Annotated in this window: 21 protein-coding genes and 2 pseudogenes; 7 read left to right on the forward strand and 16 right to left on the reverse strand. The window is 73.4% G+C overall.

All coding sequences use genetic code 11. The features are described 5' to 3' along the window. Window positions 1-43: 43 nt before the first annotated feature. On the reverse strand, window positions 44-385 hold the full coding sequence (locus tag ACGFYH_RS15085) for a YbaB/EbfC family nucleoid-associated protein (RefSeq protein WP_393803569.1): 342 nt from the start codon (window positions 383-385) through the stop codon (window positions 44-46). Window positions 386-625: 240 nt separating this feature from the next. Here ACGFYH_RS15085 and ACGFYH_RS15090 point away from each other — a divergent pair, with 240 nt between their 5' ends. Then, a complete protein-coding gene (locus ACGFYH_RS15090) occupies window positions 626-1,390 on the forward strand; it encodes an SLATT domain-containing protein (protein WP_393803570.1) in 765 nt (254 codons plus the stop codon). A 148-nt stretch (window positions 1,391-1,538) separates the two neighbouring features. Here the strand turns inward: ACGFYH_RS15090 and ACGFYH_RS15095 are convergent, their stop codons facing one another. Next, on the reverse strand, window positions 1,539-3,785 hold the full coding sequence (locus tag ACGFYH_RS15095) for a serine/threonine-protein kinase (protein WP_393803571.1): 2,247 nt from the start codon (window positions 3,783-3,785) through the stop codon (window positions 1,539-1,541). A 204-nt stretch (window positions 3,786-3,989) separates the two neighbouring features. Between ACGFYH_RS15095 and ACGFYH_RS15100 the strand changes: the two genes are divergently transcribed. The 3 genes from ACGFYH_RS15100 to ACGFYH_RS15110 all read left to right on the forward strand — a co-directional run bounded on the left by ACGFYH_RS15100 (window position 3,990) and on the right by ACGFYH_RS15110 (window position 6,931). Then, window positions 3,990-5,351: an aspartate aminotransferase family protein gene (locus tag ACGFYH_RS15100; protein ID WP_393803572.1), complete on the forward strand. Its 1,362-nt coding sequence runs from the start codon at window positions 3,990-3,992 to the stop codon at window positions 5,349-5,351. Window positions 5,352-5,446: 95 nt separating this feature from the next. After that, window positions 5,447-6,148 carry a GntR family transcriptional regulator gene (locus ACGFYH_RS15105; RefSeq protein ID WP_393803573.1) on the forward strand — a complete coding sequence of 234 codons (702 nt, stop codon included), beginning with the start codon at window positions 5,447-5,449 and terminating at the stop codon, window positions 6,146-6,148. A 132-nt stretch (window positions 6,149-6,280) separates the two neighbouring features. Next, window positions 6,281-6,931, forward strand: coding sequence for a hypothetical protein (locus tag ACGFYH_RS15110; RefSeq protein ID WP_393803574.1), 651 nt, complete (start codon window positions 6,281-6,283; stop codon window positions 6,929-6,931). Between the two features lie 21 nt (window positions 6,932-6,952). Here the strand turns inward: ACGFYH_RS15110 and ACGFYH_RS15115 are convergent, their stop codons facing one another. The 5 genes from ACGFYH_RS15115 to ACGFYH_RS15135 all read right to left on the reverse strand — a co-directional run bounded on the left by ACGFYH_RS15115 (window position 6,953) and on the right by ACGFYH_RS15135 (window position 10,054). Then, window positions 6,953-7,243 carry a hypothetical protein gene (locus tag ACGFYH_RS15115; RefSeq protein ID WP_393803575.1) on the reverse strand — a complete coding sequence of 97 codons (291 nt, stop codon included), beginning with the start codon at window positions 7,241-7,243 and terminating at the stop codon, window positions 6,953-6,955. 38 nt (window positions 7,244-7,281) lie between these two features. Beyond that, window positions 7,282-7,410, reverse strand: a complete 129-nt coding sequence (locus ACGFYH_RS15120) for a hypothetical protein (protein WP_393803576.1) — start codon at window positions 7,408-7,410, stop codon at window positions 7,282-7,284. Between the two features lie 384 nt (window positions 7,411-7,794). Further along, the gene (locus ACGFYH_RS15125) at window positions 7,795-7,995 is read right to left on the reverse strand and encodes a hypothetical protein (protein ID WP_393803577.1); all 201 of its coding nucleotides are present in this window, start codon (window positions 7,993-7,995) and stop codon (window positions 7,795-7,797) included. Window positions 7,996-8,049: 54 nt separating this feature from the next. Beyond that, window positions 8,050-8,541: a DUF3515 family protein gene (locus ACGFYH_RS15130; RefSeq protein WP_393803578.1), complete on the reverse strand. Its 492-nt coding sequence runs from the start codon at window positions 8,539-8,541 to the stop codon at window positions 8,050-8,052. Window positions 8,542-8,770: 229 nt separating this feature from the next. Continuing rightward, window positions 8,771-10,054 carry an adenylosuccinate synthase gene (locus ACGFYH_RS15135; protein WP_393803579.1) on the reverse strand — a complete coding sequence of 428 codons (1,284 nt, stop codon included), beginning with the start codon at window positions 10,052-10,054 and terminating at the stop codon, window positions 8,771-8,773. A 185-nt stretch (window positions 10,055-10,239) separates the two neighbouring features. On the opposite strand from ACGFYH_RS15135, the gene ACGFYH_RS15140 reads away from it, so the two are divergent. The 3 genes and pseudogenes from ACGFYH_RS15140 to ACGFYH_RS15150 all read left to right on the forward strand — a co-directional run bounded on the left by ACGFYH_RS15140 (window position 10,240) and on the right by ACGFYH_RS15150 (window position 12,320). After that, window positions 10,240-11,172 carry a diacylglycerol kinase family protein gene (locus tag ACGFYH_RS15140; protein WP_393803580.1) on the forward strand — a complete coding sequence of 311 codons (933 nt, stop codon included), beginning with the start codon at window positions 10,240-10,242 and terminating at the stop codon, window positions 11,170-11,172. Window positions 11,173-11,302: 130 nt separating this feature from the next. Beyond that, window positions 11,303-11,914: pseudogene (locus ACGFYH_RS15145) on the forward strand (ABC transporter permease); the annotation flags it as partial. A 256-nt stretch (window positions 11,915-12,170) separates the two neighbouring features. Beyond that, window positions 12,171-12,320 carry a hypothetical protein gene (locus ACGFYH_RS15150; protein ID WP_393803581.1) on the forward strand — a complete coding sequence of 50 codons (150 nt, stop codon included), beginning with the start codon at window positions 12,171-12,173 and terminating at the stop codon, window positions 12,318-12,320. On the opposite strand, the gene ACGFYH_RS15155 is transcribed toward ACGFYH_RS15150, so the two are convergent. The 9 genes and pseudogenes from ACGFYH_RS15155 to ACGFYH_RS15195 form a co-directional block, all read right to left on the reverse strand. Continuing rightward, window positions 12,303-13,523 carry a cytochrome P450 gene (locus tag ACGFYH_RS15155; protein WP_393803582.1) on the reverse strand — a complete coding sequence of 407 codons (1,221 nt, stop codon included), beginning with the start codon at window positions 13,521-13,523 and terminating at the stop codon, window positions 12,303-12,305. The genes ACGFYH_RS15150 and ACGFYH_RS15155 overlap by 18 nt on opposite strands. Window positions 13,524-13,845: 322 nt before the next feature. Continuing rightward, window positions 13,846-14,520 carry a response regulator gene (locus ACGFYH_RS15160; RefSeq protein WP_393803583.1) on the reverse strand — a complete coding sequence of 225 codons (675 nt, stop codon included), beginning with the start codon at window positions 14,518-14,520 and terminating at the stop codon, window positions 13,846-13,848. Then, window positions 14,517-15,863, reverse strand: a complete 1,347-nt coding sequence (locus ACGFYH_RS15165) for a sensor histidine kinase (RefSeq protein ID WP_393803584.1) — start codon at window positions 15,861-15,863, stop codon at window positions 14,517-14,519. Before ACGFYH_RS15165 ends, ACGFYH_RS15160 begins: the two co-directional genes overlap by 4 nt. A gap of 264 nt (window positions 15,864-16,127) precedes the next feature. After that, window positions 16,128-16,281, reverse strand: a pseudogene (locus ACGFYH_RS15170) (response regulator transcription factor); the annotation flags it as partial. A 34-nt stretch (window positions 16,282-16,315) separates the two neighbouring features. Then, entirely contained in the window at window positions 16,316-16,450 is a 135-nt protein-coding gene (locus ACGFYH_RS15175) for a hypothetical protein (protein WP_393803585.1), read from the reverse strand. A 73-nt stretch (window positions 16,451-16,523) separates the two neighbouring features. Further along, window positions 16,524-17,438 (reverse strand): alpha/beta hydrolase, encoded by a 915-nt coding sequence (locus ACGFYH_RS15180; RefSeq protein ID WP_393803586.1) that lies wholly within the window; start codon window positions 17,436-17,438, stop codon window positions 16,524-16,526. Window positions 17,439-17,646: 208 nt separating this feature from the next. Further along, window positions 17,647-18,867: a kynureninase gene (gene kynU, locus ACGFYH_RS15185; protein WP_393803587.1), complete on the reverse strand. Its 1,221-nt coding sequence runs from the start codon at window positions 18,865-18,867 to the stop codon at window positions 17,647-17,649. After that, a complete protein-coding gene (locus tag ACGFYH_RS15190) occupies window positions 18,860-19,675 on the reverse strand; it encodes a tryptophan 2,3-dioxygenase (RefSeq protein ID WP_164249322.1) in 816 nt (271 codons plus the stop codon). Before ACGFYH_RS15190 ends, kynU begins: the two co-directional genes overlap by 8 nt. A gap of 164 nt (window positions 19,676-19,839) precedes the next feature. Beyond that, complete coding sequence (locus ACGFYH_RS15195; RefSeq protein WP_393803588.1) at window positions 19,840-20,253, reverse strand: DUF3151 domain-containing protein; 414 nt, start codon at window positions 20,251-20,253, stop codon at window positions 19,840-19,842. Window positions 20,254-20,276: the final 23 nt, after the last annotated feature.

Below are 20,276 nucleotides of genomic sequence, written 5' to 3' on the forward strand. Positions count from 1 at the left end.
CTACGTACGGTAGATGGCTCCGGCCGGTCTGAGAAAGGCGTACTCAGAAAGGCAGGCCGGGGATGCCGCCGCCGCCCAGCCCCTCGGCGAGCGGACCGAGCTTCTGCTGCTGTAGGTTCTGCGCGTTCTCGTTGGCCGCCTGGACCGCGGCGACGATCAGGTCGGCGAGGGTCTCGGTGTCCTCAGGGTCCACCGCCTTCGGATCGATCCTGAGACCGCGCAGCTCGCCGGAGCCGGTGACCGTGGCCTGCACCAGGCCACCGCCCGCCTGGCCGTCGACCTCCGTCTGCGCCAGTTCCTCCTGGGCCTTCGCCAGGTCCTGCTGCATCTTCTGGGCCTGCTGGAGCAGCTGCTGCATGTTGGGCTGGCCACCACCGGGGATCACGTTCAGCTCCCATCGCTTCCGGGTCGCTACGGTTTTGCCGTTCGGCACGAGCCTACGTGGTCTGGGCGGCCCTCGCCCCAGCACTCTTTCGGGTGATGTCGGGGGAGTCCTATACCTGATCAACGCCCTCTTCCGGGCGGAAAAGAGGCGGAACCCGGCTCTTCGCCACCCGTTGGGCGGTAGGAAGGGGTCCGGCGCATGAGGTCTTCGCGGACGGCGAGCAGCAGTAGGGAGTGCCGGGTGGGTCAGCCGGAGATGCAGCCCGAGGGGCCGCCGCAGGACGGACGGGACGGTGAGGGGGCGGCCGGGCCACGGCCGGGCGACCTGACCGGGCGGGCGTTCCCCCTCGGGGACTGGGCTCTGCCCGCCGAGCGGCTGGACGAGCTGTACCGGTGGGTGGAGCGGGGCGCGCTGGACACGGCGGCCTGGTACCTGGCGGACCGGGTGTGGAAGCGGCGCGGCGCCGTGCTGCTGCGGGCCGGGGCGGCGGTGGGCGCGGTCGCCGGGGCGGCGCTGCCGCTGCTGGACATGTCCGGCGTGGTGGGCGGGGTCGCGCCCTGGGGGTATCTGGCCGTGCTGTGGGCGGTGGCGTGTGTGGCGGGTGACCGGTTCTTCGGGGTCACCTCCGGGTGGATGCGGGACGTGGCCACGGCCCAGGCGGTGCAGCGGCGGCTCCAGGCGCTCCAGTTCGACTGGGCGTCGGAGAGCGTGCGGGAGGTGCTGGGACCGGCGGACGGGACGGCGAGCGAGGCGGCGGACCGGTGCCTGCTGGTGCTGCGGCGCTTCTCGGAGGACGTGACGGAGCTGGTGCGGGCGGAGACCGCGGACTGGATGGTGGACTTCCGGACCGGGGTCGCGCCGCTGGGATTGCAGTCGGGGACGGCCGGTGGGGCGGCGGGGGCGGGGCGGTCGGATGCGGGGTTCGCGGGGCCGGGGCGGTTCTCCGTGCCGGCGAACGGGGCTCGGCCGAACATGCCCCGGCAGCGGCCTCCGGAGCCGCGGTGAGCCGCGGTGAGCTGCGACGAGCCGCGGTGAGCTGCGCTGCCGGGTGCGGTGAGCGACTGCCCGCAGCTTGGCGGGCGGGGCGGCGCGGCTGCCCGTAACCACGGTGGTGCGCGGCGGCCCGTGGCGGTGTGCGGCCGGCTCCGGGGTGCTACTGGCGGATGTACGTCAGGTTTTCGCCGGTGCTGGTGTCGGTGCGTTCCAGGGTGCCGTTCGGCAGGAGGGTGATGCGGGTGGGGGCGCCCGGGGTGCAGGAGGCGGCGGGACCGGCCGTGACCGTGGAGGGGCCGACGTTCACGGGGCCGTCGGTGCCCGGCGCGCCGGTCAGGTCGGCCTCGAAGACGCAGTGGTAGGTGCCGTTGCCCGCGGGGCCGTCGGCGACGAGGGAGAGGACCGTGTCGCCCACGTCTCCCTGCTGGACGGTCAGCCGCCGGGTGTGCACACCTGAGGCGTTGTCGATGGTGGTGGCCCACGTCCCCAGGTAGGCCGTGGGAATCGTGCCGTCCCGGGGCCGGGTCGGCCGGTTCACATCGGCCGTCGGCGTCGAACCGTCCGGTCCGGTGCCCTGGTGCCGGGACACGGACGTTGTCGGCGTGTTCGTGGGGTCGCCGCCGGCCCGGTTGCCTTCGTCGTCCCCGCTCATCAGGGCGTAGACCGTGCCCCCGGCGCCCAGCGCGACGACCAGGGCGACGACGACCAGCAGCGCGGTGGAGCGTCCTCCCCGGGACGGCTCGTGCGGCGGTCCGTACGGCGGCGGGGGCCCGTAGGGCGGGGTCGGCCCGTAGGGCGGGGTCGAGCCGAGGCCGCCGCCGTACGGCTGCTGGTATCCGGACGGCGGGGCGTTCCACGCCGGGACCGGTGCGTATCCGTGGACGGGCTGCTGTGGCTGCTGTGGCTGTGGCTGCTGCGGGTGACCGTGGGCGGTGGGCGGGGCCGTCGGCGGCGCCTGGCCCGCGACCATGGTGGGGAGGTGGCTGAACGGGGCGCCGCCACTGCCCGGCTCGCGCGGTGGCGGCGGGCCGTCCGGCGACGCGACGGCCGGTTCCCCGTCCGGGACCGCGGGGTAAGGGGCGGGCGGACGCGCGGGGGGCTGCGCGGGCGGGTTCTGGGCCGTGCCCGGCGCACCGGGCTGCGGAACGGTCTCCCGGACCATGGCGGCGGCCTCCGGTGCCCCGGACATACCTGAGGGACCCGCCGCCACCGATGGACCCGCCGCCACCGGCGCACCCGACGCACCCGCCCCCGCCGAGCCCTCCGGCGCCCCCGCCCCCGATGGACCCGCCGCCTCCGGCGCCCCCGATGCCTCCGGTGCCCCCGACGCACCCGCCGCCGAGCCCCCCGACGCACCCGCCGCCGAGCCCTCCGGCGCCCCCGACGCACCCGCCGCCGAGCTCTCCGGCGCCCCCGACGCACCCGCCGCCGAGCTCTCCGGCGCCCCCGGCGCACCCGCCGCTGCCGCTCCCGGCACCCCAGGGCTCTCGGGATCCTCCGTGTCCAGCAGCCGCACCGCGTGCCGGCCGAGCTGGGCGACCAGCGCGCCGGGCAGCCACGGGTCGCGGGAGCGGCCCTCGGTGACCGTGTCCTGCGCACCCGTGCGCTCCAGGACCTCCGCAAGGCCCGGCCGCGCGGCGGGGTCCTTCTTGAGGCAGTCCCGTACGAGGTCCGCGATGCCCTCGGGCACGCCCTCCAGGTCGGGTTCCTCCTGCGCGATGCGGAACATCAGCGCGTGCACGCCGCTGTTGGCGGTGCCGAAGGGCAGGTCGCCGGTGGCGGCGTAGGCGAGGACCGAGCCGAGGCAGAAGACGTCGCAGGCGGGGGTGACACGGTCGCCGCGCACCTGCTCGGGTGCCATGAAGCCGGGCGAGCCGACGAGCGCGCCGGTGCGGGTGAGACCGCCGTCGGTCACCGTCTGCAGGGCACGCGCGATGCCGAAGTCGATGACGCGGGGGCCGTCGATGGTGACCAGGACGTTGGACGGCTTGAGGTCGCGGTGGACGATCCCGGCGGCGTGGATGTCCTGCAGCGCGTGGGCGAGACCGGTGGCCAGCGTGCGCACCGAGCGCTCCGGCAGCGCGCCGTGATCGTGCCCCACGACCTGCTGGAGGCTGGGTCCTGCGACGTACCCGGTGGCGACCCACGGCACGGCGGCCTCGGTGTCCGCGTCCAGTACGGGCGCCGTCCAGTATCCGCCGACCCGCCGCGCGGACTCGACCTCCTGCCGGAACCGCTCGCGGAACTCCTCCAGCGCGGCCAGTTCCTCGCGCACCAGCTTGACGGCGACCGTGCGCCCGCGGTCCGAGCGGGCCAGATAGACGTGGCCCATGCCTCCCGCGCCCAGCCGCCCCAGCAACCGGTACGCCCCGATGTGCCGCGGGTCCCCGCCCCCGAGCTTCTGCATGCTGCGCCGCCTTCCCCCGCACGTGAACCCACGTGAGCAACAACCGAGGATAGTGCCGGGGCGGCCCCGCGGTGAGCCGGTCTTGTCCACGGTTCCGTAACGGACGGGCCCGCCGGGCACGTCGACAACCTGTCGTGGAAAGCCGAGGACCGCAGACAGGACGCCGATTCCGTTTCCGCATCGCGGACACCTACCCTCGGCCGCATGACCCCTCAGCCCCATCCCCAGGCCGGCGCCGCCGTGAAGGCCGCGGACCGCGCGCATGTCTTCCACTCCTGGTCAGCGCAAGAGCTGATCGACCCGCTCGCCGTCGCCGGCGCCGAGGGGTCGTACTTCTGGGACTACGAAGGCAAGCGCTACCTCGACCTCTCCAGCGGCCTCGTCTACACCAACATCGGCTACCAGCACCCCAAGGTCGTCGCCGCGATCCAGGAGCAGGCGGCGAAGATGACGACGTTCGCGCCCGCGTTCGCCGTCGAGGCGCGCTCGGAGGCGGCCCGGCTGATCGCCGAGCGGACACCCGGCGACCTGGACAAGATCTTCTTCACCAACGGCGGCGCGGACGCCGTCGAGCACGCCGTGCGTATGGCGCGGCTGCACACCGGACGCCCGAAGGTGCTGTCGGCGTACCGCTCGTACCACGGCGGCACCCAGCAGGCGATCAACCTCACCGGCGACCCGCGCCGCTGGGCCTCCGACAGCGGCTCCGCCGGTACCGTGCACTTCTGGGCGCCCTTCCTGTACCGCTCGCGCTTCTACGCCGAGACCGAGGAGCAGGAGTGCGCGCGGGCCCTGGAGCACCTGGAGACGACGATCGCCTTCGAGGGCCCGGGGACGGTCGCCGCGATCATCCTGGAGACGATCCCGGGCACGGCGGGGATCATGATGCCGCCGGCCGGTTACCTGGCCGGGGTCCGCGAGATCTGCGACAAGTACGGGATCGTGTTCGTGCTCGACGAGGTCATGGCCGGGTTCGGGCGGACCGGCACGTGGTTCGCCGCCGACCTGTACGACGTGGTGCCCGACCTGATGACCTTCGCCAAGGGCGTGAACTCGGGTTACGTGCCGCTGGGCGGCGTCGCGATCTCGGGCGAGATCGCCGCGTCCTTCGCCGAGCGCCCCTACCCCGGCGGACTGACCTACTCCGGGCACCCGCTGGCCTGCGCCGCCGCCGTCGCCACGATCAACGTCATGGCCCGGGAGGGCGTCGTCGCACACGCGGCGCGGCTCGGTGCCCAGGTCGTCGAGCCGGCGCTGCGGGAGCTGGCCGAGCGCCACCCGAGCGTGGGCGAGGTGCGGGGGACCGGCATGTTCTGGGCGCTGGAGCTGGTGAAGAACCGGGAGACCCGGGAGCCGCTGGTGCCCTACAACGCGACCGGACAGGCGGCCACCCCGATGTCGGCGTTCGCCGCCTCCGCAAAGGCCCACGGCGTGTGGCCGTTCGTGAACATGAACCGGACCCACGTGGTGCCGCCGTGCAACATCTCCGAGGCCGAGCTGAAGGAGGGCCTGGCGGCCCTGGACACAGCACTGTCCGTGGCGGACGAGTACACGGAGCGGACCTGACCGGGTGAGGAGCCCGAGCGCGTAGGGTTGCGTGCTCGTACGCGGTAGACATGTGTACGAGCACGCCCCCGGACGCGACGAGGAGACGCCCGACCATGCCCGGCCACAGCGGCACCGGTGCCGTCACGCGCAGCACCCTGCGGCGGCAGATCGCCGACGCGCTCCGCGACGAGGTGCTGGCCGGGCGGCTCCAGCCGGGGCAGGAGTTCACCGTCAAGGAGATCGCCGAGCAGTACGGGGTCTCCGCGACACCGGTGCGCGAGGCCCTGGTCGACCTGTCCGCTCAGGGCCTCCTCGACGCCGACCACCACCGCGGCTTCCGTGTCCACGAGTACTCGGTGGCCGACTTCCGCGGCATGATCGCGGCCCGCAGTCTCGTGACCGACGGGATGTTCCTCGTCCTCGACGCGGACCAGTGGGCGGGCCCCGACCCGCACGACCCGCGCATCGCCGCCGCCCTCGCCGGAGTCCGCCGGCGCGGCGAGGAGGCCCAGCGCGCCGCCGCGGCCGGGGACCTGACCGTCCTGATCGGCTACGACCTGCGCTACTGGCGCGAGCTGGCCATCCTCTTCGGCAACCCCTACCTCTCCGACTTCCTGCACCGGCTGCGCGTGCAGAGCTGGGTGTGCACGGTGCAGCACCTGCGCCGGCTCAGCGAACTGCGCGGCGCGCTGTGGTCCGGGCACACCGAGCTGGTCGACGCCCTCGCCCACCGCGACCTCCCGGGCGCGCGCTCGCTCGTCAACGTGTACAACACCCACTCGCTCGCCCTGATCGAGCGGCTCGGCGGGGAATGACCGGCGTACGCCGACCGATGACCGGCTCCCGACGTGTCGTGGTCCGGCCCCAGATGGGTATGGGACCTGCACGCGACACGCACCGACTACGCTTCGCTTCCCTGACCACCGTGCTGTGTGAGGAGCCCTCTTTTGGCCTGTGACCTGTGGCTGGTACCGCTCGTCGACGTCTTGTGCCACACGCCGGACAACCCGTTCGCCGAGGAACTCGCGCAATACGACAAGGTGCTGGCCGAGGCGGGGCTGCCGCCGGTGCCGGTCTACCAGTACATGCCGGGGCTCTCCGGCGAGGTCGCGCCGGTGGCCGGGTTCGACTACGACGCGCTGCACTTCCTGCGCCGGGCGCATCTGCTCCAGGTGTGCGGGCTGCCGGTGACCCCGGTGGACGAACTGGGCGGGGACTACGAGCAGTTGCTGGAGATGTTCGAGTCGACGGCCCAGCAGTCCCACCTGGTCTGGCACTACGACCACGCGGGCGCCTACGTCCCGGTCGACTTCCCGCACCCGCTCGCCAGTGACGAACTCCTGGCGGGAGGCGGCCCGTTGGGCTCCTCGCACGCCCTGCTGCGGGAACTGGAGACCGTCGCCCCGGCCCTCGGCATCGATCCGGCCAACCCTCCGGCCCCGCCGCAGCCGCCGCTCGCCCCGACGGAGCTGGAGGAACCGGCCGTGCCCGGGCCGTACGACTCCAGCCCCTTCGCCCGGGAGCGCCATGTGTGGCTGGGCCTGCACGCGGCGGCCACGCGGAGCCTGGCGCAGGGATCGATGATCGTCTTCAGCTGATCCGGGGGACCGGGCGCCCGGTCAGCGGAGCTGGGACAGCCCCTTGCGCAGGTCGTCGGCGTTCATGATCGGAACGACCTCGATCTCGGCGTTCAGCTCGGTGAAGAACGGCTCACCGGTGGGCGGCAGCTCCGAACTGTCCTGCATGTCGAAGACCATCAGGGCCGTCCGCCGACCGCCGAGAAGGCCGAAGTAGGCGGCCTCCGGCTTGACGTCGTCGAGCGTCCGGCCGATCACCTCGGGCAACTTCCCGCTGCGAATCGCCTCGTTCGCCTTCTCCGTGTCCAGCGTCGCCTTGAGCAGCACGCGCATCGCACTCACCTTCTTCTGCCGACGCGACGTGTACGGGTTCAGCTTATGCCCGTGATGCCCAGTTCGTTCAGGCGTTCCCGCTCCGCGATCACGTCGATGCCGATGACGCGTCCGTCGTCCGCGAAGCTGAAGCGGGGTACGACGCGCAGCCTGCCGTGCTCGGCCATCGCCAGGCGCGCCCGGCCGTCGGCCCAGGACGACGGCGGCGGCCCCGGACCGGCCCATCGAGACCGTCGCGCCCCTGGCCGCCCGCTCCCCTGCCGCTGACGGCGACGGGTCCGGGTGCCGGGACCACCGCGGCGTCGGCCTCGCGGCCCGAGGGACCGGCCACGTCGGAGGTGTCCGTGCGGTCGGCACGCAGCAGGCGTCCTGGAGGGCGTCGTCGGCCTCGCCGAGCGAGCCGAGGATCCGGTACGCGACCGCCCGCAGCCGGGGCCCCGTTCGAACTGCCGGGCCGTGCCGTCGGACCGCGCGGGCGCCGTACGGCTTCCTGCCGCGTCCTCACGCCCTCGGGGCGGGTCACCCGGCGTGCGCGTGCCCGCAGCGGCCTCTCACCGCACCAGGGTGATCCGCGGCGGCCACAGCACCCTGTCGGCCAGCAGCAGCGACGGTCCCAGATGTACGGGGCACACCCGCAGCGCCGTCCGCAGATGCCGGGCGACCTCGAAGCGGGCCGGGTCACCGCAGTCGCCGGGGCCGGTCTCGCCGCCGTACGGGCCCTGACAGGAAGCGGCACTGTCACGGTCGGTCATACCCCGATCCGACACCACCCACCGCGCCGACGCCCGGTGGAGGGGGCCGAACGGCTAGAGGGCGGTGTCGGCGTCGTCGAGGCCGATGCACTTCCTCGTCTGCGGGATCCACCGCACGGCGGGGTCCAGGGCGGCGAGGACGCCGCCCACGTCCTCACGCGGACCGGTGTACGTGAGCTCCACGGCCGGTGAGCGGCCGTACGTCCGCAGGACGCTCACCCCGTCGCGCTTGAGCCGCGCCTCGTCCAGGACCCAGTCGACACCGTCCGCCGTGACGCAGAGGTCGACGTTGGGCTGCAGCTCCTCGGCGCCGCAGCGGAACAGCGCCTTCCGGCCGCCCCAGGAGGCGACGCCGTCCCCGAGGGCCCAGTCGCGCGAGGCGCCTGGCAGGTCGTCCGGGAGGCGGGAGACCACCTTGTCGCACTTGGGGTCGTCGGCGTGCGGCGCGGCGGAGACGCGGTGGCCGTCGACGTAGAGGAGACCCCCGGTCACGGCGAGAACCGCCACGGTCAGCCAGATCCACGTCCGGGTGGTGGGCTTCCGCATGTTCCGCTCGCTCCGTGCTGTCCGCTGTCCGCTGTGCGTGCTGTGCCTGCTGTGCGTGCTGTCCGCAGTGCGCGGGTGCGCCTGTGCGTCGCGTGCGCCTGTGCGCTGTGCGGCGTGTGCGCTGCCTGCTCCGGCCAGCGTATCCGCCGCCCGGATGCCGACGGCCGGGCCCCTGCGCGGGGTCCGGCCGTCGGCGCGCACGATGCTCGTCGGTGCGCTTCCGCGGTTCCTACAGGAACGAGTTGATCTCGATCGTCTCGTCCCGGCCGGGGCCGACGCCGATCGCGGAGATCTGGGCGCCGGACATCTCCTCGAGCGCCTTGACGTAGGCCTGGGCGTTCTTCGGCAGGTCGGAGAAGGACTTCGCCTTGGTGATGTCCTCGCTCCAGCCGGGCAGCGTCTCGTAGACCGGCTTCGCGTGGTGGAAGTCGGACTGCGAGTACGGCAGCTCCTCGACGCGCTTGCCGTCGATCTCGTACGCCACGCAGACCGGGATCCGCTCCCAGCCGGTGAGGACGTCGAGCTTGGTGAGGAAGAAGTCGGTGAGGCCGTTGACGCGGGTGGCGTAGCGGGCGATCACCGCGTCGAACCAGCCGCAGCGCCGGTCGCGGCCGGTGGTGACGCCACGCTCGCCGCCGATGCGGCGCAGGGCCTCGCCGTCCTCGTCGAACAGCTCGGTCGGGAAGGGGCCGGCGCCGACGCGGGTCGTGTACGCCTTGAGGATGCCGATGACCCGGCTGATCTTCGTCGGGCCCACGCCGGCGCCCGTGCAGGCGCCGCCCGCGGTCGGGTTCGACGAGGTGACGAAGGGGTACGTGCCGTGGTCGATGTCCAGGAGCGTGCCCTGGCCGCCCTCGAAGAGGACCACCTTGTCGTCGTCGAGGGCCCGGTTGAGGACCAGGACGGTGTCGGCGACGTACGGCGCGAGCTTGTCCGCGTACCCCAGCAGCTCCTCGACGACCTGGCCGGTGGCGATGGCGCGGCGGTTGTAGAGCTTGGTGAGCATCTGGTTCTTGACGTCGAGCGCCGCTTCGACCTTCTGGGTGAGGATCGACTCGTCGTAGAGGTCCTGGACGCGGATGCCGACGCGGTTGATCTTGTCGGCGTAGGTCGGGCCGATGCCGCGGCCGGTGGTGCCGATCTTGCGCTTGCCGAGGAAGCGCTCCGTCACCTTGTCGACGGTGACGTTGTACGGCGTGATGATGTGAGCGTTTCCGCTGACCAGGAGCTTGGACGTGTCGACGCCGCGCTCGTTCAGCCCGCTCAGCTCGGAGAACAGGACCGACGGGTCGACGACGACACCGTTACCGATGACCGGCGTACAGCCGGGAGACAGGATTCCGGAAGGGAGCAGGTGGAGGGCGTACTTCTGGTCGCCCACGACTACCGTGTGGCCGGCGTTGTTGCCGCCCTGGTAGCGCACCACATAGTCGACGGACCCACCGAGCAGGTCCGTCGCCTTTCCCTTGCCTTCGTCACCCCACTGAGCACCGAGCAGCACAAGTGCGGGCACGCGCGTACACCCCTTCCGGGCGGGGCATGTCCATGGTCGAGGGCGTACGCGGAGGCGATCCACCGCGTGCACCGCGACCGTCGTTGGCCGCCAACCGTCGGACCGGATGCCCCGGAATAGACGAAGCCCCTGGCGCAGTAGCGCAAGGGGCTCTTGCACAAAGATGCTACCCGAGGAAGCGAGGCATGGCCGAGGTGGCGACTTCCGCGAGCTCTTCCGCGAACTCTTCCGCGACGTCCGATCAGCTTCTGGTGGTCGTCGATCCGGTCGCCCGGCGGATGGACGGGGAGTCCGTCCGCATCGCGAAAGACGTGCTCAGCGCGGGGGCGGCGCATACGAAGGTGTGTCTGCCGGACGGACCGGAGGAGTTCGCGCGGGCGCTGCGGCGACGCGGTTCGCGGCGGCCCGTCGTGATCGGCGACGACAGCACGCTGCTGCGGGCCGTGGCCCTGCTGCACCGGCAGCGGGAGCTGGCGGGCTGCACGCTGTCGGTGGTGCCGGTGGGGTCGGCGCTCGGTCTCGCCCGGTCCCTGGGGCTGCCGACGGAGGCGGTGGCGGCGGCGCGGGCCGTGCTGGACGGGGCGGAACGGCGCCTGGACCTGCTCGTCGACGACAGCGACGGGGTGGTGCTGGGGACGGTGGGGATTCCGCCGGTCCTGGTGCCGGTACCGAGCCGTGCGGACTCGGACGCGGGAGCGGAGGCGGACTCGGGGCCGGGCGGCGGGCCCGGGCCGGCCTCTGCCCGTCCCTGGCTGCGGACCTGCCAGGCCCTCGTCCGGACCCTGGCGTCCTCGCGTCCGGGCCGGACCGCCGTCATGTCCGGGACCGCCGGTCCGGCCCGGCTGCGGGTGGAGGTCGACGGATCGACGCTGGTGGACCTGGACCAGCCGGTCGAGGCGGTGTCGGTGACGCCGGGAGCCGGAGGGGTGGCCGTGGTGGAGGTACGGCCGCTGTCGGTGGGCGCGGAGGCGGCGCCGCTGACGATGAGCGGGCACACGGTGACCGTGTCGGGGGCGCACTTCCGGTACCGGGCCGACGCGGTGGTCTCGGGGCCGGTGGGGACACGGACGTGGACGGTGCGCGAGGGGGCCTGGGGGCTGACGCTGCCGGTGCGGTGAACGGCGCGCGGAAGCCCGGCCCCGGTGCCCGCGCTCCCCGCCGGACCTGATCCGGGGAGCGTGCGTGAGCCGGTACTTCGACGTGGGCGACGAGACGCTGCGGGAGCCGTCCGAGAGGCGGCGGGCCGTTTCTGCGGACGCTGCGGGGGACGCTGCGCGTCTGCGAGGAAGAGGCCGGGCCCGCCACCCGTTCGTGTCCGCGATGGTCGGGATGCTCGGGCTGATCGCCGCCCTGTACGTCGTGGCGTCGGTGCTGCGGCTCAGCGGCGAGGAGACCTCCGGGCGCGCGGAACCGGTCCTCGCGGGTGCCGTGGGCGGGCTGCGGTGGGCCGCCGGGCATCTCGTCGTCGCCTTCGGCGGCGCGGCGCTCGTCATGCTGCTCGCCGGGCTCGGCTTCGCGGCCGGGTACGGGCAGGACGCCGGGGCGCTCCTGGGCGCGTGTCTGGTGCAGCTGCCCGCGGTGCGGGTGATCGGCGGGGCCGCGGTGCTGCTGTACGGCGTGCTCCCGCGGGGCGCGGTGGCGGCATGGGGGGTGGCGGGCACGGTGCTGCTGTACGGCTGGATCGGGTCGGCGCTGGACTTGCCGCAGGCCGTGCTCGACGCGTCGCCGTTCGGGCATCTGCCGAAGTTCCCTGGCGGAGAGAGGAGCTGGTCGCCGGTGCCGGTACTGCTGCTGCTGCTCGCGGCGACGCTGGTGGCGGTGGGGCTGGCGGGGCCGCGGCGGCGGGACCCGACGACTTGAGCCGGGTCGTGAACGGGGAGCGTCGGCATGGGTCTGCGGCATGGGGTTGTGAGTCGGGGGTCGGGGGTCGGGGGTCGGGGATCGTGAGTCGGGGCAGGGCGGGGCGGGGCGGCGAACCGTAGGGCAGGTCGGCGGCGTCCTGGTGGGCATGAGGCGAGACGCGGTGACGTGCGGTGGGTGTCTGGTGTCGGCGGCGGGAGCCGTGGGAGCCGTGTGGCTGTGGGGGACTTCGGACCGCACGCGGCGGCATCTGGGCATGGCGTTCGAGAACAACGGCCAGGACTTCGGCGCCGCCCTCACCGAACTTCCCCTCGTCGTCCTCGCCGGGGCCGTGCTGCCAGCGCTGGTGTGGGCGTCCGGCGCCTGGCTGCTGGCCCGGCGCCGACGCTCAGAGTTCCACGCGTAGTCCCGTGAGGCCCCGCATCACGAAGTTCGGCCTGCGGTCCGGCTCCGCCCCCAGCCGCAGCGTCGGGGCCCGCCTCAGCAGGGAGGTCATGGACGCGGCCAGCTCGATGCGGGCCAGCGGTGCGCCGATGCAGTAGTGGATACCGGCGCTGAAGGAGATGTGGGGGTTGTCCCCGCGGGTGAGGTCGAGGCGGTCCGGCGCGGTGAAGACCGCCGGGTCATGGTTGGCGGAGCCGAACAGCATCGCCACCTCCGCGCCGCGCGGGACGGTCGTCCCGTCGATCTCGATCTCGTCGAGGACCCAGCGTTCGAAGAGCTGCAGCGGCGTGTCGTAGCGCATCAGCTCCTCCACGGCCGAGGGGACGAGGGAGTGGTCGGCGCGCAGGGCCGCCAGCTGGTCCGGGTTGCGGAAGAGCGCCAGCCAGCCGTTGGCCGTGGCGTTGACCGTGGCCTCGTGACCGGCGTTCAGGAGCAGGACGCAGGTCGAGATCATCTCCTGCTCGGTGAGGCGGTCGTCGTCCTCGTCGTGGGCCGCGATCAGGCCGGAGATCAGGTCGTCGCCGGGCTCCTTGCGACGGGCCGCGATCAGTGCGCGCAGGTAGTCCGAGAAGTCGAGCGACGCGCGGACCGCCTCCGCCGCCGTCTCCTCGGACGGGTTCAGCTCGTACATCCCGCAGATGTCGGCCGACCAGGGGCGCAGCGGGGCACGGTCGGCCTCCGGGATGCCCAGCATCTCGGCGATCACGGCGACCGGGAGCGGCTCGGCCACGTCCGTCAGCAGGTCGCCGCCGCCCGCCGCCACCAGCCCGGACACCAGCTCGTCGGCCAGCCCGTGCACGTACGGCCTCAGCCGTTCCACCGTGCGCGGCGTGAACGCCTTGGACACCAGACGCCTGATACGGGTGTGGTCCGGCGGTTCCAGGTCGAGCATCCCGTGGTCGTTGAGCGTGTGGAAGGGCTCTTGCTCCGGCGGGGGCGGGGTGCGGCCGAAGTCCTCGTGGGTGAAACGGTGCTGGTAGGTCCGGCCCAGCCGGCGGTCGCGCAGCAGGGCGGAGACGTCCGCGTGGTGCGGGACCAGCCACTGGTCGCTCGGCTCGTAGTAGAGCACCCGGCCCCGGTCCCTCAGCTCGGCGAAGGCGGGGTAGGGATCGGCGACGAACGCCGGGTCCCACGGGTCGAACGCGAGGTCGCTGTCAGCCGTCATGGACGGACGATAGGGCTTCGACCGGGCCGTTCACCAGGAGACGGTGTCGCACAGGAGGACCGCCGACACCGCGTGGGCGACCCCGGCACTCGCTGCCCCGACGACCGGGGGAGGATCGGCAGCGAACCGCCGCCCCTCCTGTGCTTCGCGCCTGCCGCAGGACACAACCCGACGCGAGCAGCGCCGCCGACAGCAGGACAGCAGGACAGCAGGACAGCAGGACAGCAGCCGGTGACTTCTCACGCCGCCGGGCAGGGGGCACGCCCTCCCCCGGGCCTGTTCGGCGACCGGGCCAGTACGTGTGGTGCCCACTCGGCGCCGGTCAGCCCGGCGTGACCAGCCGCGCCTCGTAGGCGAAGACGGCCGCCTGCGTCCGGTCCCTGAGGCCCAGCTTCACCAGGACGCGGCTGACGTGCGTCTTGATCGTCGACTCGGCGACCACCAGCCGTTCGGCGATCTCCGAGTTCGACAGGCCCTGCGCGATCAGCACCAGCACCTCCGTCTCCCGCTCGGTCAGGTCGCCGTACGCCGCGTGCGCCGAGGACATCGGGCGCGGCCCGTCGGACAGCTTGGAGAACTCGGTGATCAGACGCTTGGTGATCGAGGGCGCCAGGAGGGCCTCGCCGGCGGCGACCACCCGGACGCCGTCGGCGAGCTGGCGGGCCGAGGCGTCCTTGAGGAGGAAGCCGGACGCGCCGGCGCGCAGCGCCTGGTACACGTACTCGTCGAGGTCGAAGGTGGTGAGGACGAGGACCTTCGCCGCCCCGTCTGCGGCGACGATCTCCCGCGTCGCCTCGATGCCGTTCAGCTCGGGCATCCGGATGTCCATCAGGACGACGTCCGGGGCCAGTTCGCGGACCTTCGCCACGGCCTCCCGGCCGTTGACCGCCTCGCCCACGACCTCGATGTCCGGCATCGCGTTCAGCAGGACCGAGAATCCCTCACGCACCATCATCTGGTCGTCGGCGATCAGTACCCGGATCGTGCGGTCCCTCATGCGTCACCTTCGCTCGGCGTGGTGACCGGCAGGAACACCGCCACCTCGTAGCCCCCCTCGTCGGTCGGGCCGGCCGTCATCTCACCGTTCAGCATCGACACCCGCTCCCGCATGCCGGTCACTCCGTGCCCCGCGCCGGGTGACGGTTTGACCAGGGTGTTGTGCGGGATGGCGGTATTGACGATCCGCAGGCCGAGACCGCCCAGGACGTACGAGATCTCGACGCGGGCCGTCGCGCCGGGCGCGTGCCGCAGGCTGTTGCTCAACGCCTCCTGCACGATCCGGTACGCCGACAGCTCCACGCCGGGCGGCAGCTCGCGCACCGCGCCGGTCACCGCCTTGTCCACGGCCAGCCCCGCCTCACGCACGTTGGCGAGCAGCGGATCCAGGTCGGCGAGCGTGGGCTGCGGGGCGTCCGGGGCCTCGTAGTCCTCGGCGCGGACGACACCGAGCACGCGACGCAGCTCGGTCAGCGCGGCCACCGCGTTCTCCCGGATGGTGGCGAAGGCCCGCTCCAGCTCCTCCGGCGGATTCTCCACCCGGTAGGGCGCGGCCTCCGCCTGGATGGCGACCACCGACATGTGGTGGGCGACCACGTCGTGCAGCTCACGGGCGATGGTGGTGCGCTCCTCCAGCAGGGTGCGCCGGGACCGCTCCTGCGCGGTGACCGTCTGCTGCGCGGTCACCTGCTGCCGGGCGTCGCGCCGGATGTGCCACACCGATATCAGGAGCAGGGCGAAGGCCGTGAGGACCAGCAGCGGCGCGGAATTGGTGCTGTAGCGACCGGCACCCCAGAAGGACTCGTTGAGGAATCCGTACGCGGCGGTCAGGGCCCACATCCACACGGCCGTCCGGGGCCGGGTGCGTATCGCCACGATCACCAGCACCGCCGTGTGGCACATGAACGCGCCGGGCATCCACGGCCAGTCCCCCCAGCTGCTGCCGAGCAGCGCGACCACGGGGGTCGCGGCCATGGACATCCAGAAGGCACCGATCGGCCGGACCAGCGTGGCCAGCACCGGGACCGCGCACACCAGTCCGCTCAGCAGGCCCAGCGGGCCGTCGGTCACACCGCCGGTCGCACCTCCGTAGAAGCAGAGCAGCGCGACGGCGGCCACCGCCGCATACGGGAGGCGGGCCGCGTAGGACCTCATCCGTGCCGGCAGGCGGCGGGCCAAGGGGCCGTCCGTGGCCGGGCGTGGCAGCGGGCGGTAGGCGAAGGCCTCGTGGAACAGGTCCTCGCGCAGCCCGCTCAGCGCGTTCAGCGCCAGCCGGTACTCGGGGCTGCGCGGTCCGCCTCCCTCTCCGGGCGGCGTGGTCGGCATCTGGGTCGTCTCGGTCACGCTGGCAACGGTAGGCGCAGCCGGGCTACGCCGTCGTCACCGGTAAGAGGGGTCCTCCGGCATCCGCCTCAGGTACTACGGCCCGGCCTCGGTGGCTGCGGGGAGGCCGCGCCCGGGCAGTGGGGGCGGCGCCCGGGCGGTGGGGGGTGGCGCCCGGGCGGTGGGGCGGCGCCCGGCGCAGCTCGGTGACGGGCGGCAACGGACGCCGGGCGGCCGCGGGCCACGAGCGGGCGGCGGCGGGTGACGGACGCCGCGCACCGGCGGTCAGTAGCCGGAGGGGCGGGCGGGGGCCCGACTCGTACGCGAAGACCGCTGCCTGGGCGCGGTCTCTGACTCCCAGCTTCACCAGGTTCCTGCCCACGTGGGTCTTCACCGTCTGCTCGGCGACCACCAGACGCTGCGCGATCTCCGCGTTGGATCGTGGCGACCGCGGTGCTGATGGTGCCCGGTGTCTAGCAGCCCAGCCAGACCACGACGGCGGTGCGCGTCCCGTCGGGCGCCTCGCCGGCGAGCTGCCGGTGCGGGGCCAGGGCGACGGCGCGAACGCGGCCGTACGTGACGACGGCCGCCGCGAGCACGACGGCCATCCCTCTCATCCGAGCGGCCCGAGGACAATCCCAGGGGAAGTGTTCACGCCTTCCACCACCCACCCTCCCCCGCTCACCAAGCCAGCTGCACGATCTCCTCCGCCACCACCGCGCACGCGTCCGCCGCCGGGTCGATCAGCGGATAGTGGCCGATGTCCTCCAGCAGGGTCACGCCCACCACCTCTCCCGCCTTGGCCGCCGCGTCGGCGTACGCCTCGGCGACCGCTTGCGGTACGTCCACGTCGGCGCGGCCCTGCACGAGGGTCGTCGCGATACCGGTGGGCAGCAGCAGGGCGGGGTCGGCGTAGGGCCGACGTTCGGCGAACAGGTCCTTGCCGCCCAGCAGTTGCCGTGTCGCGCCACCGCACACGTCGAGCTTGTCGGCGACCTCGAAGTCGGCGATCGGCGCGAGGGCGACGACGCCGCGCAGAGGCGCCGGACGGTCGGTCCGCCACGGGGCGTCGGCGGGCAGCAGGTGCCGCGCGGCCGCCCACAGGGCGAGGTGGCCGCCGGCGGAATGGCCGGTGAGCACCACACGGCGCGCGTCGGCCCGCGGCAGGTGCCGTCGGACCAGGTCAGGCAGGGCGTCCAGCGCGGCTGCCACGTCGTCGAAGGTGTCGGGCCAGCGCCCCGCGACGGGAGCACCACCCGGCCCCTCGGCGCCCGGGCCCGCACCGCCCTCCACGCCACGCCGGTACTCCACACTGGCCACGGCGAACCCCCGGCGGGCCAGGAAACCGGCGAACGGGCTGATGTGACGCCGGTCGTACGGGGCGCGCCAGGACCCTCCGTGCAGGACCACCACGACGGGAGCGGCCTCGCCCGGACCCGCCGCGCCGCGCGGCACGTAGAAGTCGATCACTTGGTCGGGGTGGTCGCCGTAGCCGGCGGTGCTGTCGGGCTCGACCGCCGGGTGGGAGAGGGCCGATTCCTCCTCCGCGGCATCCCTCGCGGCAGCGGTGCCCGGTTCTGCGGCGGCGTCCGGCATGCTCAACCTCTCAGCGGCGAAACGGTGTTGGCGGACCGGGGGAACGAAATCGGCCGTTGGCGGGACGTTATCAGGCCGGTAACGTGCGCGGACATGGGGATATGACGCTGGGTGAGGGCCAAACGCTCGTCCGGCCCCCACCCGGCGGCTCAGCCCGCCACCAGGCCCGCGACTCAGCCCGCGAGTCAGCCGCCACCCGGCCCGCGACTCAGCCCGCCAGCGTCCGAGCCAGCACCCGCGCCGCCCGCTCCACGTCCGCGAAACCGACGTACAGCGGGGTGAAGCCGAACCGCAGCACGTCCGGGGCGCGGTAGTCCCCGACCACCCCGCGCTCGATCAGCCGCTTCATCACCTCACCCGCGTCGTCGCAGCGCAACGCGACCTGGCTGCCCCGCTCGGCGTGTGCCGCCGGGGTCACGGACTCCACGCGGCCGTCCGGGACGTACGCCCCGACGCAGCGCAGGAAGAAGTCCGTCAGCGCCAGGGACTTGTCCCGCACCGCCGCCACCGAGACCCCGTCCTCGTCCCACACGTCCAGTGCCGCCTCCAGAGCGAGCAGGGAGAGGATGTCCGGCGTACCGACGCGGCCGCGCTGAGCACCGGACGCCGGCTCGTACCCGGGCCGCATGCCGAACGGCTCGGCGTGCGAGTTCCAGCCCGGCAGCGGGGAGTCGAAACGGTGCTGCAGGTCGCGGCGGACGTACAGGTACGCGGGCGAACCGGGGCCGCCGTTGAGGTACTTGTAGGTGCACCCGACGGCCAGGTCCACGCCGTGCTCGTCGAGCCCGACCGGCAGCGCGCCCGCACTGTGGCACAGGTCCCAGACGGCGTACGCCCCCGCCGCGTGCACCGCGGCCGTGAGCGCGGGCAGGTCGTGCAGGCGGCCCGTGCGGTAGTCGACGTGGTTGAGCAGGACGGCGGCGGTGCGGCCGTCCAGCGCCGACGGCACCTCGGCCGGGGCGACCGGGCGCAGGGCGCAACCCGTCATCCGGGCCGCCGACTCGGCGATGTACCCGTCCGTGGGGAAGGTGCCGGCGTCGACGAGGATCTCGTCCCGGCCCGCGCCGACCGCACCGCCCGCACCGTCCTCCCGGGCCATGCGCACGGCGGCGACGAGCGCCTTGAAGACGTTGACGCTCGTCGAGTCGCCGACCACGACCTGCCCGGCCGCCGCCCCGACCAGCGGGGCGATCCGGTCGCCGGTCCGCTCGGGCGCGGTCCACCAGCCGCTCTCCTCCCAGGAGCGGATGCGCAGCTCCCCCCACTGGCGCCGTACGACGTCCGCCACGCGGTCGGGGACGTGCGCAGGGAGAGCGCCGAGGGAGTTGCCGTCCAGGTATGTCACGTCGTCGAGGACGAACCGCTCACGCACCGCGGCCAGCCCGTCGGCGGCGTCCAGCTCCTCCGCCTCGCTCATCAGCTCAGACATACGACCGCGCCGTCCACAGCTCGGGAAACACGTTGTTCCGGGCCCGCTTCTCCAGCCAGGCCACCCCGGCCGAGCCGCCGGTGCCGGTCTTGGAGCCCATCGCGCGGCGGGTGGCGACCAGGTGGTCGTTGCGCCAGCGCCACACCAGCTCGGCGACGTCGGTGAGTGCCTCGCCGAGGCGGGCCAGTTCGCCGTTCTGGTCACCGGAGTAGACGGCCGTCCAGGCGGCCTCCACCTCGGGTGCCGCCTCGTACTTCCGGGTGACGTCGCGCTGGAGCACGGCGTCCGGGATGTCGTACCCGCGCCGGGCGAGCAGCCGGACCACCTCGTCGTACAGGCTCGGCTCGTGCAGCGCCTTCTCCAGTTCCGCGTGGACGCGCGGGGCGCCGCGGTGCGGGACGAGCATGGACGCGGACTTGTCACCGAGCAGGAACTCCAGGCGGCGGTACATCGCCGACTGGAAGCCGGAGCCCTCGCCGAGGGCCGACCGGTAGGAGTTGAACTGGGCGGGGGTGAGCTGCCCCAGGGGCGTCCAGGAGGCGTTGAGCGCCTCCAGCTCCCGCACCGAGCGCTTGAGCGCGTCGGTCGCCACCGGGATCCGGTCCTCGCGCAGGGCGCGGGCGGCGGTCTCCCATTCGTGGACGATGACGGTGAACCACAGCTCCATGACCTGGGTCGTGACCAGGAAGACCATCTCTCCGGGATCGTCGGAGAGGGTGTGCTGGAGGTGGGTGAGCACGTCCGCCTTGACGTAGTCCTCGTACGGCGTGCTGCCCTCGAAGTCGAGATTCGGGGCGTCGTGGGACATCGCTGTCTCCTGAGGTGCACTTCGGGTAGCGGTCCGCCCTGCCGTTACCGGCACGGGGCCCCGGTCCCCAACGGCATCCTCCGCAATCGTCCCAGGAAACCGCAAGGCCCGCCCGCGCACGGCGGCGGGGACGGGCCAGGACGGCGGGACGCGCCCGGGTGAGGTCAGCCCAGCACTTCGGCCGCCTCCGGTGAGGAGTCCCTCAGGAACTGGCTGCAGCGCTCGTACTCCTCCTTCTCGCCGATCGCCTGGGCGGCGCGGGCGAGGGCGTGCAGGGCGCGCAGGAAGCCGCGGTTCGGCTCGTGCTCCCAGGGCACCGGGCCGTGCCCCTTCCAGCCACTGCGGCGCAGGGAGTCGAGGCCGCGGTGGTAGCCCGTACGGGCGTACGCGTACGACTCCACGACGCCGCCCCGCTCGAACGCCTCGTCGGCCAGCCGGGCCCAGGCGAGCGAGGAGGTCGGGTACTTCGCGGCGACGTCGGCGGGCGAGGTGCCGCCCGCCAGCAGCTCGCGCGGCCCGGGGTCGTCGGGGAGGTGGGTCGGGGGCGGTCCCCCGAGGAGGTTCTCGTGAATGGCCATGGGACAAGTCTGCGGCATGCGCC

The organism is Streptomyces sp. NPDC048392 (genome assembly GCF_043200575.1).
Lineage (GTDB): Bacteria > Actinomycetota > Actinomycetes > Streptomycetales > Streptomycetaceae > Streptomyces.

What these genes read in the sequence shown, in the direction of transcription:
- ACGFYH_RS15125 (WP_393803577.1), bottom strand. Translation starts at nt 7,995, where the DNA reads ATGACCGACCGTGACAGTGCCGCTTCCTGTCAGGGCCCGTACGGCGGC.
- ACGFYH_RS15115 (WP_393803575.1), bottom strand. Translation starts at nt 7,243, where the DNA reads ATGCGCGTGCTGCTCAAGGCGACGCTGGACACGGAGAAGGCGAACGAG.
- ACGFYH_RS15140 (WP_393803580.1), top strand. Translation starts at nt 10,240, where the DNA reads ATGGCCGAGGTGGCGACTTCCGCGAGCTCTTCCGCGAACTCTTCCGCG.
- ACGFYH_RS15120 (WP_393803576.1), bottom strand. Translation starts at nt 7,410, where the DNA reads ATGGCCGAGCACGGCAGGCTGCGCGTCGTACCCCGCTTCAGCTTCGCG.
- ACGFYH_RS15100 (WP_393803572.1), top strand. Translation starts at nt 3,990, where the DNA reads ATGACCCCTCAGCCCCATCCCCAGGCCGGCGCCGCCGTGAAGGCCGCG.
- ACGFYH_RS15180 (WP_393803586.1), bottom strand. Translation starts at nt 17,438, where the DNA reads ATGCCGGACGCCGCCGCAGAACCGGGCACCGCTGCCGCGAGGGATGCC.
- ACGFYH_RS15150 (WP_393803581.1), top strand. Translation starts at nt 12,171, where the DNA reads ATGGCGTTCGAGAACAACGGCCAGGACTTCGGCGCCGCCCTCACCGAA.
- ACGFYH_RS15105 (WP_393803573.1), top strand. Translation starts at nt 5,447, where the DNA reads ATGCCCGGCCACAGCGGCACCGGTGCCGTCACGCGCAGCACCCTGCGG.
- kynU (WP_393803587.1), bottom strand. Translation starts at nt 18,867, where the DNA reads ATGTCTGAGCTGATGAGCGAGGCGGAGGAGCTGGACGCCGCCGACGGG.
- ACGFYH_RS15175 (WP_393803585.1), bottom strand. Translation starts at nt 16,450, where the DNA reads ATGGCCGTCGTGCTCGCGGCGGCCGTCGTCACGTACGGCCGCGTTCGC.
- ACGFYH_RS15130 (WP_393803578.1), bottom strand. Translation starts at nt 8,541, where the DNA reads ATGCGGAAGCCCACCACCCGGACGTGGATCTGGCTGACCGTGGCGGTT.
- ACGFYH_RS15195 (WP_393803588.1), bottom strand. Translation starts at nt 20,253, where the DNA reads ATGGCCATTCACGAGAACCTCCTCGGGGGACCGCCCCCGACCCACCTC.
- ACGFYH_RS15160 (WP_393803583.1), bottom strand. Translation starts at nt 14,520, where the DNA reads ATGAGGGACCGCACGATCCGGGTACTGATCGCCGACGACCAGATGATG.
- ACGFYH_RS15155 (WP_393803582.1), bottom strand. Translation starts at nt 13,523, where the DNA reads ATGACGGCTGACAGCGACCTCGCGTTCGACCCGTGGGACCCGGCGTTC.
- ACGFYH_RS15190 (WP_164249322.1), bottom strand. Translation starts at nt 19,675, where the DNA reads ATGTCCCACGACGCCCCGAATCTCGACTTCGAGGGCAGCACGCCGTAC.
- ACGFYH_RS15095 (WP_393803571.1), bottom strand. Translation starts at nt 3,785, where the DNA reads ATGCAGAAGCTCGGGGGCGGGGACCCGCGGCACATCGGGGCGTACCGG.